The organism is Allochromatium humboldtianum (assembly GCF_013385175.1).
GTDB lineage: Bacteria > Pseudomonadota > Gammaproteobacteria > Chromatiales > Chromatiaceae > Thermochromatium > Thermochromatium humboldtianum.
Window position 1 is genome coordinate 384,304 of the sequence record NZ_JABZEO010000001.1, and the last position, 13,204, is coordinate 397,507.

A 13,204-nucleotide genomic window follows, 5' to 3' on the forward strand; every position below is an offset into this window, starting at 1 on the left:
GCGCGGCGCCCGGCGCGAGGGGCGAGGCGCGAGGTCGCAGGAAACTAGGGTCCAGTCAGGCCGTTCCCGGATTCGGAAGTCCGCGCTGGCGCGTGAGTTCTGGGTGACACGCCCGAAAAATCCACCCTGGGTAGGAAACGCAGAGGCGGACGGAGCCCAAAAAATTTTTCAAAAATTTTCCGCCGCCTACACGCCTTGCAGCCCCGTACCAAGCACTCCCTACAATGCGCGGATGGCGAAGAAACCCGTCCCCGTCGATACGTTTTCCGATACCGAGCTCGAAGCGCTCAGCACCGAGCGCGAGGCCGATGAGCTGGGCGCCCTGTGGGCGCGCCTGTCGGTCAAGCAGCAGCAGTTTCTGACGCACCGGTTGGCGGGCATGACGATCGATGAGGCATCCAAGCGCCTCGGCTGGTCTCTGTCGATGGGCAAGCAGATGTCGACCAACCCGCTGATCAAGCGGTACATGCAGGTCGCCACCCGGCGCGCGGTGCGAAGAACCATGCTCACGCGCGAGGACGTCATCCACGGACTCCTGGATGCGGTGGATTCGGCCGGAAGCTCGGCGGATCTGACCCAGGCGTGGCGCGAGATCGGACGGTTGATCGGGGCCTATGAGCCGGAGAAGGTCGACGTCACCGTGACGGTGGCGGATCTCGATCCGCAGCGGCTCTCATCGATGTCGACCCATGAGCTGCTGAAGATGACCCAGGTCGATGGGGTCTATGTCGTGGACGCCGAGGACGATCCCGCGCGCCAAGACTACGCGCTACTTCGCGAGGCGCTGGCGCCTCCCACTCCGCTCCAAGCGCTCGGCGCTGAGATCGAGGAGGCCGAGTATCGGGATGTCGAAGCGTAAGCGTGGCGCCGCCGATGACGGCATCCCACTGATTGACGGGATGCCTGCTGTCCCAGCCAAGCGCAAGGCAATGGTCGAGCGGGCGATCAAGAAGCATCCCAAACAGCATCGGACGTGCCCGGAGTGCGGAGGGACGTTCTTCGTTCCTAGAGGCAGTGAGCATCGCCACCGAGAGGTCTGTGACCTGTGCGCGGCCAAGATCCCATCCCCGACCAAGCCTCGTAAGCCCAAGCCCTGCGTGGATTGCGGCGAGGACTTCGTGCCGCTGAAGGCGCAGGAGAAGCGCTGCTGCCGATGCCAGGAGCGCCAAGACCAGGGGCTCATCGAGCAAGCGATTGCGGTCAAGACCCAGACGATGCGCGATGAGCACTCGGTCAAGGCCACGCAAGGGCCGATCGACCTCGTGCGCCGGGAGCTGGTGGCGCGCGAGTTGGCCTCGCGCAAGCTCATGGCGTTCGTGGTGCGGATGCAGTCGGACTATCAGCCCGGATGGGTCCACAAGGACATCGCCGAGCGGCTGGAGCGGTTCCTGGAGGATGTGGTCAACAAGCGTTCGCCGCGCCTCATGATCCAGATGCCGCCGCGACTGGGCAAGTCGACGCTGGCCTCGCATATGTTCCCGGCCTGGGCGCTGGGCCGTCGCCCTGAGTTCGAGGTCATCACCTGTTCGTACTCGGCCTCGCTGGCGATGGAGTTCTCGCGCAAGGTGCGAGCGATGCTCCGTGAAGACGCCTTCAAGGTGGTGTTCCCGGAGTGCAAGCTCGACGAGGAGAACCAGAACGCCGAGGGCTGGCGCACGACGCGACGTGGCGGATTCCTACCAGCGGGTGTTGGTGGCGCGATCACCGGTAAGGGCGCGCACATCCTGATCATCGACGACCCGATCAAGAATTCGGAGGAAGCCGAGAGCGAAACCATCCGCGAGTCGATCAAGGCGTGGTACCAGTCCACGGCCTACACGCGCCTGGCGCCGGGTGGCGGGGTGCTGATCATTCAGACGCGCTGGCACACGGACGACCTAAGCGGCTGGCTTGAGGATGAGATGCGCCAGGGGCAGGGCGACACGTTCGAGATCGTGCGCTACCCCATGATCGCGATCGAGGACGAGACCTACCGGAGGAAGGGCGAGGCGCTGCATCCCGAGCGCCGGGATCTGCAAGAGTCGCTGCGCATCAAGCAGGCGGTCGGCCCGCGCGTGTGGGCGGCACTGTATCAGCAAGATCCCCAGGCCGACGGCGGGCAATACTTCAGCCGGGATATGTTCAAGTTCTACACGCCGCCCGCGCCGCCAAGGCTCGCGGTCTACGCGGCGTTCGATCTGGCGATCGGCAAGAACGACCGCAACGACTTCACCGTGGGCGCAGTGATCGGGGTGGACGCCAACGATGACATCTGGGTCTTGGACATCGTGCGCGGTCGCTGGGACTCGCATCGGATCGTCGAGGAGATCCTCCAGGTCCAGCGGGTGTGGAAGCCCGTCATGATCGGCCTGGAGAAGGGCCACATCTCGATGGCCATCGGGCCGTACCTCGACAAGCGCATCGCCGAAGAGAAGCTCTACGAGACCAACATCAAGGATCTGCCGCCCGGACGCCGCGACAAGCTCTCGCGAGCGCGGGCGATCCAGGGGCGGATGCGCCAAGGCAAGGTCAAATTCCCCCAACAGGCTGAATGGCTCGACCCCCTGATGAGCGAGATGCTGGCGTTTCCGGACGGGCGCCACGACGACCAGGTCGACGCGCTGGCCTATCTGGGGCAGCTCCTGAGCGAGATGACCACGCCCCACGTCCCAAGCGCTAAGAGCAAGGCGCGTCGCTCCTGGCGCGACAAGCTCAGGCAATTCGTCCCGTCCGCGCGGGCTCCAAGAACTCCCATGAGTGCATGACGATGAAAAAGACTGAGCGCGATGTGGCGCGTGATGCTTGGGATGCTTATGTGCGAGCGCGTGACGCTGGGCACGAGCAATGGGTCAAGAAGGCCCACGAGGCTGAACGCTTCTACGCCGGGGGCGGGCAGCAGTGGGATGAGGCGGATCGCCAGCGTCTGGAGTCGGAAGGGAAGCCCGTGCTGGAGGTGAACCTGATCCTGAGCACCGTCAATGCGATGCTGGGCGAGCGCATCAATCAGCGCGCCGAGATTCGCTTTCAACCGATGCGTGGCGGCACGGCGCAACTGGCTGAGGCGGTGTTGACGCCGTTGGTGCGGCACATCCAGGAGGACAATCAGTTCCATTACCTGGAAGGGGAGATGTTCCAGGACGGGCTCATCACTGGGCGTGGGTACCTCGATATTCGGATGAACTTCGATGAGGACTTGCGCGGTGAGGCCCGGATCTCGGTTGTCGACCCGATGACGGTGATCCCGGACCCCTATGCCAAGAGCTATGACACCCGTGACTGGCGCGAAGTGATCACCACGCGCTGGATGACGCTGCATGAGATCGAGGCGGAGTACGGCAAGGAGCATCGCAAGAAGGTCGAGGCGTTCGCGCTGACCAGCGACTCGTTGGGGGCGTACGAGCACGATTGCATCGAGTGGGCGATCAAGGACCACTCGTTTGGAGACCCGGACGCTGTCGTGGCCGAGCGCCATTCGACGGAGGACATCTCGCGCGTGCGGGTGATCGAGCGGCAGTTCAAGCAAGTGGCTCCGGCTCGGTTCTATGTGGACAACGCCACGGGAGACATGCGTGAGATCCCCGAGGATATTCCAGATGAGCGGGCGGCGGCGTTGGCCCAGCAACTCGGTATGTCGATCATTCGCCGGGTGCGACCGCGCGTGCGGTGGACGGTGACTTGCGGGACGCATGTGATCAAGGACATCTGGTCGCCGTATCCGCACTTCACGATCGTGGGGTATTTCCCGTACTTCATGCGGGGCCGTCCGTTCGGGGTGGTCCAGAACCTCATCAGCCCGCAGCGGCAGCTCAACAAGGCCGAGAGCCAGGAGCTGCACATCATCAATACCACGGCCAACAGTGGCTGGATCATCGAGGCCGGATCGCTCCTCAACATGACCGAAGACGAGCTCGAAGCGCGGGGCGCTGAGACCGGGCTCGTGATGGTCGTGCGACAGGGCGCGCAGCCCCCGACCAAGATCCTGCCTAATCATGTCCCGACCGGGATCAGTAACGTCGCGAGCAAGGCGTCAGGGGCTATCAAGGCGATCTCGGGGATCTATGACGCCATGCTCGGGGATGCCGGGCGCGAGGTCAGCGGCAAGGCGCTGGAAGCCCGCATCCAGCGCGGGACGGTGCAGATGCAGGTGCCGTTCGACAACCTCAACCGTACCCGCCAGATCGTCGGCGAGATGCTGTACGGGCTGATCCGTGAGTATTACACCGAGGAGCGGGTGTACCACGTCGCCGACTTCAACCAGCCAGGGGCGCCGATCGTCCCGGTCGAGATCAACAAGCAGCAGTTCGACGGGACGATCCTGAACGATGTGACGATCGGTGAGTACGCCATTCGGGTGAGTGTCGGCCCGTCGCACGACAACGTCCAGGAGGCGCAGTTCCAGGAGGCGCTCCAGTTGCGCGAGGCGGGGGTCATGATCCCGGACTATGCGGTGGTGGAGAACAGCCATCTGCTGCATCGCCACGAGCTCTCGGAGCTGCTGCGCAAGATGCAAGGCTTCGCGGAACCGACGCCGGAAGAGCAGCAGATGCTCCAGATGCAGCAGCAGATCCAGATGGAGATGGTGCTGGCGGAGCTCGCGACCAACAAGGCCAAGGCGATGCTGCTCCAGGCCCAGGCGCAACAGGCCCAGGCCAAGGCCCAAGAGCTGGAAGGCGGTGCTCAGATCCAGGCACTGGAGCTTCAGAGCCACATCGAGCTGGAGCTGCGCAAGCTCGAACAGCGCTGGGCTGAGCTCCAAGCGAATCTCGAGAACAAGCTCCAACTGGCCGGTGTTCATGCCGGTATCAAGTCCGATCTGACGCGCTACACCACGGTGGCCAAGCAGACCACTGAGGAAATGCGTCAGCGTACGGACCTTCAGAAGACCGCTATGCAACTTCAGGCGGCACGCGAGAAGTCCACTCCCCCGTCCAAGAGTAAGGCCCGATAAGGTGAGGCATGTCTGAGAATTTGTACGTTGGTGGCGATCCGATCGAAGAGGACGACTTGAGCACGTTGGATCGGGGCGACACGCTCGAACCGAGCACTGAGCCCGAAGCCCCCGCACCGAACGCTGAGCCCGAAGCGCCGGAAGAGGTACCAAGCGCCGAGTCTGAAGCTCCAGAGCCAAGCGCTGAGACTCAAGCCCCGGAGGAGGCACCGACCGGAGAAGCGGCGGTGCCGGAAGGGCTCAAGCCCGACCACAAGATTCCGAAGGCCCGGTTCGATGAGGTCAACCTCAAGCGCAAAGCGGCTGAGGCTCGGCTTCAGCAGCTTGAGGAGGAGCTGGCGCGGCTGAAGAACCCGGCGTCGGCGGAGAGCTTCGACTTCGATGCCAAGGAAGAGGAGTACATGGCCGCCGTGGTCGATGGGGAGTTCGCCAAGGCCAAGGCGATTCGTGCTGAGATCCGGCGTGCCGAGCAGGAAGCGCTACGGGCTGAAGCGGCAAAGGTCAAGACTGAGGCGGTGACCCAGACTCAGATCGAGTTGGATTTCAAGAACACGGTGGTCGAGCTGGAGGCGAAGTATCCGGCGTTCAACAGCCGTGCTGAGACCTTCGACGAGGACGCCACCAACGAGGTGCTGGAGCTGCACAACGCCTACATGCAGATGGGCAAGTACCCGACGCCCTCGGACAGTCTGCGCGCAGCGGCGGAGCTGATTGCGCTCAAGTATGGGGTGGTCGTCCCGCAAGCTCCGTCACCGACGACTGAACCACCAGCGGCTCCGTCCAAGCCGGTCGCGGATGCCAAGAAGAAGGCGGCGATTGCGGCGGCGCAGCCTTCGATTCCTCAAAGCGGTGCGCCGGGGATTCCCTCTGGCCCCAGCATCCGCACGATGTCGGAAGAAGAATTTGACGCGCTGCCCGAGAGCAAGAAGGCCGAGCTGCGCGGCGATCTGGTGTAAGAACTCCTTGTGGGGTGGGCTTTGAAGGGGTCGCGTCTGGCGACCCCTTCCTTTTTGTTGCAGCCCCACACACAAAACTCATAGTTTTACACATCATGACGCGAACCGACAGCGAGATGTCGGTACGGTTCGCACCCCGTCTTCTGGTGCGCATTGGGTCGCTCAAGCAGCGTAAGGCTTACACCGCTGAATTCTTGAACAACTGATGGGAACCACCCAATGGCAGTGACCAATTTTGCGGCTCTCACCGACGAGCAGTTGACCGTCTGGAGTCGCGACCTTTGGAAGGCCGCGCGCAACAACTCGTTCGTGTCCCGCTTCACCGGGACCGGCCCGAACTCGATGATCCAGCGCATCACCGAGCTGACTAAGAGCGAAAAAGGGGCGCGGGCGGTCATCACGCTCGTGGCGGATCTGGAAGGCGACGGTGTCGTCGGAGATAACCAACTGGAGGGTAACGAGGAGGCCGGGAAGGCGTTCGATCTGGCGATCCAGATCGACCAGCTCCGTCACGGTACCCGGCACAAGGGGCGCATGGCTGACCAGCGCTCGATCGTCAACTTCCGCTCGACCGCCAAAGACACCCTGGGCTACTGGATCGGTGACCGCATCGACCAGATGGCGTTCCTGACCCTGTCCGGTGTCGGCTATGAGTTCACCAACAACGGTGTCCGGCGCCCGAACAACAGCCAGCTCAAGGAGCTGGAGTTCGCGGGCGATGTGACCGCGCCGTCGCTCAATCGCCATCTGCGCTGGAGCAAGACCACGGGCCTGGAAGCCGGGAACACGGCGGCGATCACCGAGGCTGATACTCCATCCTACGCCATGTTGGTGCAGGCCAAAGCCTACGCCAAGACCCAGTACATCCGAGGCATTCGCGGCAAGGGCAACGAGGAGTATTACCACGTCTTCATGCACCCGCTGGCGCTGGCCAAGCTGAAGCTCGACCCGGACTACCTGGCGAACTTGCGTCACGCCGGTCCCCGAGGCACTGACAGCCCGATTTTCAGCGGTTCCGTGGTGACTCAGGACGGTCTGGTGATCCATGAGTTCCGCTATGTGTTCAACACCACGGCGGCACCTTCAGGCGATCGTTGGGGCGCGCTGGGGGCGGTGCATGGTCAACGCGCGTTGTTCTGCGGTGCTCAGGCGCTGGGTATGGCGGATCTCGGTAATCCGTACTGGAACGAGGAGTATTTCGACTACGGCAACGCGCAGGGTATTTCGGTCGGCAAGATGATGGGTCTGCTGAAGCCGGTCTTCCACAGCCAGGCTTCCGGCAGCAAGGAAGACTTCGGGCTGATGGTGATCGATACCGCGATCTGATGTTGCGAGCGCCCGAGACGGGCGCTCTTCTCGAACCATACCGGAGACTACTATGACCCTGAAGATTTCCGATCGCCAGTACCCGCTGAGCGTGATGACCCCGTTCACTTTCGCTGACCTGACTTCAGGTGTGGCCGCGCCGATCGTGGAGCTGCCGCCTGGTGCTGTGGTCACCGGCGGAATGCTGGTCATCGAGACGGCGTTTGACTCGGCGACCTCCGACACCCTGATCGTGGGTGACGCGGGTGGCCCGGATCGCTATGTCGCTGGCGTCGATGGCCAGGCTACAGGCGCGACGGCGCTGGTCCCCACTGGCTACCTGACCCCAAGCACCACGGACATCACCCTGACCTGGACGGGCGTAGGCGCAGCCCCGACCCAGGGCGCGGGATACTTGATTGTGACCTACATCCGCGAGGATCGGTCGCAGGAAAACCAAGGTTGATCCAAGGGGCCGGGGTAACCCGGCCTCGTGCCAAGAGGACTACCCATGCCGCAAATGAAGAGCCTTGCACCGGTGCGCATTGCCAGCCGGGCGGGGCATGTCGTGGTTGTGACACCCGAGGGGTCGTTCGTTCCTGATGTGCTGGTTCCCGAGGCGCTGTCGCGTGGCTGTGTCCTTGTGAACCAGTCTGGCCCTGCCACCGAGCCGAGGGCGCCAAGCGCTTTGAGCGCAGCCGTTGAGCCGCCTGTCGAGAAGCCCTCCGATCGGCTGGTCCAGATTCGCGAGGCGGTCACCAAGCTGATCGAGAACAACGATCCGGCTGACTTCACTGCCACGGGCGTTCCGCGGGTTGCCGCTGTGCGCCGGGTGTTCGATGACTCCGTGACCTCGGAAGAGATCGCTGAAGCCATGCTGCTGGTAAAGGGCGGCTAAGCCGGTGGACACCGAGCACTTCTACCCGGAGCTCTCGCAGCTCTTCCCAAACACGCCCTGGCTGGCTTTCGACCGCGCGCTGAACATCGCCGCGCGGACGCTGTGCCGGATCGGGCTGGTGTGGCGGGTAGACCTCGATCCGCTCGATTGGGAGGAGGGGATGGCAGAGTACGAGCTGTTCCCTCCCGCCAACACGCGCATCGTCCAGATTCTGGAGCTCGGTCGCCTTACTCCCACCACGATTCAACAGCTTCACCGTCAGGATGCCCGCTGGCGCTCGCGTCAGGGGACGCCGGATGTGTTTGCGCCGACTGGGGAGAACCGGATCACGGTGTACCCCGTGCCGGCATCCACTCAGACAGAGGCGGTCATCCCGCGCGTGGCCCTGGCCCCGACGCGCGAAGGCCCGCGACTGGCTGATGACTATGCCTGGCCCTATGAGCGGTTGCTCTTGCGAGGGGCTGCGGCCTCTTTGGGCGGCGGTTCTTGGCCGGAGTTCGAGCATCTGTGCTACGGCGCACGCAGCCACGCGGTCGACGGCAATCATGTCGGACTGGCTCGCCGGGTGCGCTATGGCGGGCTTTGAGGTTTGAAATATGGCAAGCGTTCTCGTCCGCGATCTCATCACGCGCGCCCAGACCATCCTCCAGGACACGACCAGCACGCGCTGGCCGGTCGAGGAGCTGGTCGGCTGGCTCAATGACAGCTATCGCGAAATCATCTTGGCTCGCCCGGACGCCAACTCGGAGACGGGCACGTTCACTTGCTCGGAGGGCACGCGCCAGGAGCTTGCCAAGTCGGACGGGGGCTTCCCGAACGCGCTGCGCCTGCTAGACATCGTGCGCAATGTGGCCCCAACGTCGTCCAAGCGGGCGATTCGGCACATCGACCGTCAGATTCTGGATGACCAGCGGCGCGGATGGCACGCGGATACCCCGTCGGTCAACATCGAGCACTTCATGTTCGATTCCCGGCTCCCGCGCTCATTTCTCGTCTACCCGCCCGCGGCGCCGACGGCGCAGCTTGAGGTGGTGTTCTCGTCTGTGCCCTTGGCTCATCCGGTCGAAGACGCTGAGGATGGCTCGACGGCGACGATTCATATCGTCGATTCCTACGCCAATGCGATGCTCGATTACATCCTCTATCGCGCCTACACCAAGGACGCCGAATACGCCGCCAATGCGCAGCGGGCAGCGAACCACTATCAGGCGATGGCCACGGCGCTCGGGGTCAAAACCCAGACCGACCTCGCCGTCGACCCGAAGAACCCCGGTTTCACAACCTACCCAAAGTGAGGTAACGCATGGCCGCAGCCAGCGATTTTCTTGAGTCTGCGCTCCTGGAGCACTTCCGGGGGACGCCGCTCCCGTTGCCGCCGAACTTTTTCATCGCGTTGCACACGTCCGACCCGACGGATGCGGCTCTTGCAGGCTCAGAAGTGTCGACGGGCGCTTGGCCCTCTTATGAACGCCAGTCTGTAGGCACACCGCTGTCGAGTGCTTGGACGGCGAGCGTCGATGAGGCCGGTGGCGGCAAGCAGATCACCAACGCCAACACGCTGAACTTCCCGGCCAATGACGGCGCCGGTTCGGTCTCGGTGACGCACTTCTCGATCTGGGACGCGGCCACGGGCGGCAATATGTGGGCGCACGCCCCGTTGGTGGCCATCAAGACCATCGATCCGTCGGACATCTTCAGCGCGATTCCAGGGTCGCTGCGGCTGATCAGCCGTTGATCGTGTAGCCGCCCCCGATGATGCTCAACGGCGGTCGGCTCAATGCCCAGGTCGTCAACGGCTCGCGCCGGTTGCCGATCTATGCGGATGCCGCGGCGGCGCTGAGCCTTCAGGCTGAGTGCGCTGCGCACATCGAAGTCCGGTTGGAGGGGACGGCGCCCCTGGCTGTGGGCGCGCAGTTGCAGCCGCAGGTGGCGCGCTCGGGTACGGGCACGGCGACGATGCCGTTGGGCGCCTCGCTCGATGCGGTTCGGCTTCGCCTCGCGGGAGGCGAGCTGGATCTGTCGATCGTCCATCTCGATCCGCTCTCGTCTCGGGTCATTCGCCGCGCGTCCGGCTTGGGGGCCATACAAACCTTTTTCGACCTGACTCCCCAGGTCCACCGCACTGGCGCAGGGTACTTGCCCCTGGTGCTGGGTGGGGAGCTTGGGGCTTCCGCACGTCGGTATGGGGTATCCCAACCGGCTGTGATCCAGACGGTATCGAGCCTGCGCGGGCGTGTGGAGCGGCGCACAACGGGTGACGTGGTGGTCGCCCTTGGCCTGGAGGGTGTCGGTCAACGACATCGCCGGGGTTCAGGGAGCGCGGTCTTCGGGGTCATTGCTCTACCGGCTGTCGGGACGCGGCGTCGTACCGGGCAAGGGGTTGCGACGCTCGCCCTCGAGTTCTACGAGCTCGGTACCACGATCATTCGCGAGGGGGTCGTTGAAGGCGCCGGAGCGGCCCTCCTTGGGCTGCACACGACACTCACGGCTCAGGCTCAGCGGATGCTCTCCGGGGCGGCGGCCGTCGTTCTGGAGGGAGACGGCGCTGGTGAAGTGCATGTCCGTGGTGAAGGGGCCGCGGTCGTTGATCTGCGGGCTGAGGGCACGGGGTTCAGGATTCGTCAGCTCCTTCAGGCGGCTGAGGCGGTACTTGAACTGGATGCGAGCGTGGGGGCGATTCGTTGGCTGGTCTCGCTTCCTCCACTGCCCGTGGCGACCACGATTCTGCGCGGGGACGGGGCGGTTCGACGGGGTCTTTCCGGGGACGTGGTCCTGGAGCTTCACACGGAGTCTTCAGGGTTCCTCAACATCGCATCAGCCGATGTCGACAGCCAAACATTCCTACGCCCGCCTGATCGGCGCGCTTTCCTACGGTTGGCGGGCGCCGATTTCCACGTATTCACACGTCCAGTCGATCAGCGTGAGTTTGCTCGACCCGCGGACGTGCGGCATTTCCGAAAGGTGATCTAAATGCGGGTGGGCACTATCACGCAGCAACCGGCCGAGCGTAAGTGGTACTCGATCGACTACAGCGAAGCCTTAGACCCTGGGGATCGCCTCAGCGCGGTGGACTCTGTGGCCGTTGAACCCGAGGGGCTTTCCGCGGTGGCGACCCTCCCCGAGGACGATCGCGTGCGCTTGTTCATCTCCGAAGGGCAAGACGGGGTGGTTTACAAAGTGACCGTTCAGACTCGAACCGTAGCCAACGAGCTCTGGGAGGATGAATTGGTCGTTCGCGTTAAGGAGGTCTGAGGTGACACAGCGGTTCTCGAATAACGCGGCGACGACGTTGGCCCAAGCACTGAGCGCGGGGGGCACGTCCCTGGTTGTGGCGTCCGGCGCGGCGTTCCCAGTGCTGGGAGCGGGGGAATATTTCCTGGTCACGTTGATCGAGCGTGATGAAAACGGCAACGAGACGGCCTGGGAGATTGTGAAGGTCGTCGAGGTGATGACGGGGAACGTCTGGCTCATCGAGCGGGCGCAGGAGGGCACCCCGGCGCGCTCATGGGGCGTGGCTACACGGGTTGAGCTGCGTGCAACGGCGGGGTCGTTGGAGGCGTTCCTCCAACCCACCGACATCGGTACGACGGTGTGCGCGCAGACGGACCCGCGTTTGTCGGATGCCCGCACACCGACATCCCATATCCACGGCAATCTGACCAACGACGGCAAGGTCGGCGCGGTGTCGGGCAAGCCGCTGATTACGGGCACGGGTGGGACTGTGCAGGCCGGGTCGTTCGGTACGACGTCAGGCACCTTCTGTCAGGGCGACGACAGCCGTTTGTCGAACGCGCGCACGCCCACGGCGCATAAGTCCACCCACGCCACGGGCGGCTCGGACGCCTTGACGCCTGCCGACATTGGCGCAGCGACGGCGGCGCAGGGGGCGAAGGCCGACACGGCGCTCCAGCCTTCAGCGATTGGTACGACGGTCCAGGCGTTCACTCAAGGCGCGTCGCTCACGGAGATGGAACTGGGGGTCGAGGGCGGCGCGCGGACGATGTCGCCTTATTTTGTGTCCAAGGCGATTCGCGCCCAGACACACCCGATTCTGCACACGCTACAACGCGCGGAAATGAGCGCAACATGGGGTGGTGCGGAGGCCGTCCGAACAACGCTGGGTGGGTCACTGACCGGTACATCGAAGTGGATGGGGGGAGTGCTGGCCCCTGGCGGAAACATCATGGCTATCCCGTTCGACTCCACGGATGTTTTGATCATCAGCCCGACCAACCATACGGCCACGCGGACAAATCTAGGGGCGAGCCTCACCGGAAGCGGAAAATGGTACGGAGGGGTTCTCAGTGGGAACGGGACAATTTATGGCATCCCCCACAATGCGTCAGACATCCTGGTCATCACACCACATACGGGCGTGGCGACACGATGGAATCCGTCACTGAGTAATATGACCGCCACCTCCAAATGGCGTGGCGGCGTTGCAAGTCCGACGGGGCTCCTTTGTGGTGTTCCATTCGATGCGCAAGACATCTTAATGATCAACCCGTTTACGGGGACCGCCTCGCGATCGAATATGGGGGCGGCTATGTCAGGATCGAACAAATGGATTGGCGGTGTGCTGGCCCCGAATGGGTGGATTTTCTGTATTCCCTTCAACGCGACGAGCGTTTTGGCGATCAATGCCGAGGCGTCGTCTGCGGTGCTCACGGATTTCGGTATCTCTCTATCGGGAACAAATAAGTGGGCAGGCGGTGTTCTCGGCCCAGATGGGAAGATTTACTGCATCCCCTACTCAGCGACGGACATTCTTGTTATCGATCCACTAACGTGGTCGGCTACGCGCTTGGCAATGGGGGCGAGCCTGTCGGGTTCGGCCAAGTGGGTGGGTGGAGTCTTAGGACCGAACGGGCGTATTTATGGGATTCCTTTTACGGCAACCGATGTGCTGTTGATCAACCCGGCGAATGGTACGGCGGGGCGGGGGGCATTCGGGATGTCGGGTACAGGATCGAGTAAATGGTGCGGCGGGGTGCTCAGCTACCATAATCGGTTCTACGGTATTCCCCTCGATTCAACGGACATCTTTCAGGTGGACATGCGTTGCGCCCCATTAGAGGCCCAAACGTGTTTATCCCCCTACTTGAATAAGATGTGAGG

General features: G+C 63.4%; 13 protein-coding genes. All 13 read left to right on the plus strand.

Annotated elements, in window-relative coordinates:
* Positions 1-232: 232 nt before the first annotated feature.
* The 13 genes from HW932_RS01890 (at position 233) to HW932_RS01950 (ending at position 13,202) form a co-directional block, all read left to right on the plus strand.
* Positions 233-859, plus strand: coding sequence for a hypothetical protein (locus HW932_RS01890; protein ID WP_176974802.1), 627 nt, complete (start codon positions 233-235; stop codon positions 857-859).
* Entirely contained in the window at positions 846-2,744 is a 1,899-nt protein-coding gene (gene terL, locus HW932_RS01895) for a phage terminase large subunit (protein WP_176974803.1), read from the plus strand. The genes HW932_RS01890 and terL overlap by 14 nt, the downstream gene beginning before the upstream one ends.
* A 2-nt stretch (positions 2,745-2,746) precedes the next feature.
* A complete protein-coding gene (locus tag HW932_RS01900) occupies positions 2,747-4,927 on the plus strand; it encodes a portal protein (protein ID WP_176974804.1) in 2,181 nt (726 codons plus the stop codon).
* A gap of 8 nt (positions 4,928-4,935) precedes the next feature.
* The gene (locus HW932_RS01905; RefSeq protein WP_176974805.1) at positions 4,936-5,883 is read left to right on the plus strand and encodes a hypothetical protein; all 948 of its coding nucleotides are present in this window, start codon (positions 4,936-4,938) and stop codon (positions 5,881-5,883) included.
* 219 nt (positions 5,884-6,102) lie between these two features.
* On the plus strand, positions 6,103-7,209 hold the full coding sequence (locus HW932_RS01910) for a N4-gp56 family major capsid protein (protein WP_176974806.1): 1,107 nt from the start codon (positions 6,103-6,105) through the stop codon (positions 7,207-7,209).
* Between the two features lie 52 nt (positions 7,210-7,261).
* Positions 7,262-7,654: a hypothetical protein gene (locus HW932_RS01915; protein ID WP_176974807.1), complete on the plus strand. Its 393-nt coding sequence runs from the start codon at positions 7,262-7,264 to the stop codon at positions 7,652-7,654.
* A 45-nt stretch (positions 7,655-7,699) separates the two neighbouring features.
* A complete protein-coding gene (locus HW932_RS01920) occupies positions 7,700-8,086 on the plus strand; it encodes a hypothetical protein (RefSeq protein ID WP_176974808.1) in 387 nt (128 codons plus the stop codon).
* 4 nt (positions 8,087-8,090) lie between these two features.
* The gene (locus HW932_RS01925) at positions 8,091-8,672 is read left to right on the plus strand and encodes a phage adaptor protein (protein WP_176974809.1); all 582 of its coding nucleotides are present in this window, start codon (positions 8,091-8,093) and stop codon (positions 8,670-8,672) included.
* 10 nt (positions 8,673-8,682) lie between these two features.
* Entirely contained in the window at positions 8,683-9,381 is a 699-nt protein-coding gene (locus HW932_RS01930; protein ID WP_176974810.1) for a phage adaptor protein, read from the plus strand.
* Positions 9,382-9,389: 8 nt separating this feature from the next.
* On the plus strand, positions 9,390-9,821 hold the full coding sequence (locus HW932_RS01935) for a phage tail fiber protein (RefSeq protein ID WP_176974811.1): 432 nt from the start codon (positions 9,390-9,392) through the stop codon (positions 9,819-9,821).
* Between the two features lie 17 nt (positions 9,822-9,838).
* A complete protein-coding gene (locus HW932_RS01940; protein ID WP_176974812.1) occupies positions 9,839-11,056 on the plus strand; it encodes a hypothetical protein in 1,218 nt (405 codons plus the stop codon).
* On the plus strand, positions 11,057-11,338 hold the full coding sequence (locus HW932_RS01945; protein WP_176974813.1) for a phage fiber-tail adaptor protein: 282 nt from the start codon (positions 11,057-11,059) through the stop codon (positions 11,336-11,338).
* A 1-nt stretch (position 11,339) separates the two neighbouring features.
* Positions 11,340-13,202, plus strand: coding sequence for a hypothetical protein (locus HW932_RS01950; RefSeq protein ID WP_176974814.1), 1,863 nt, complete (start codon positions 11,340-11,342; stop codon positions 13,200-13,202).
* The last annotated feature ends 2 nt before the right edge of the window (positions 13,203-13,204 follow it).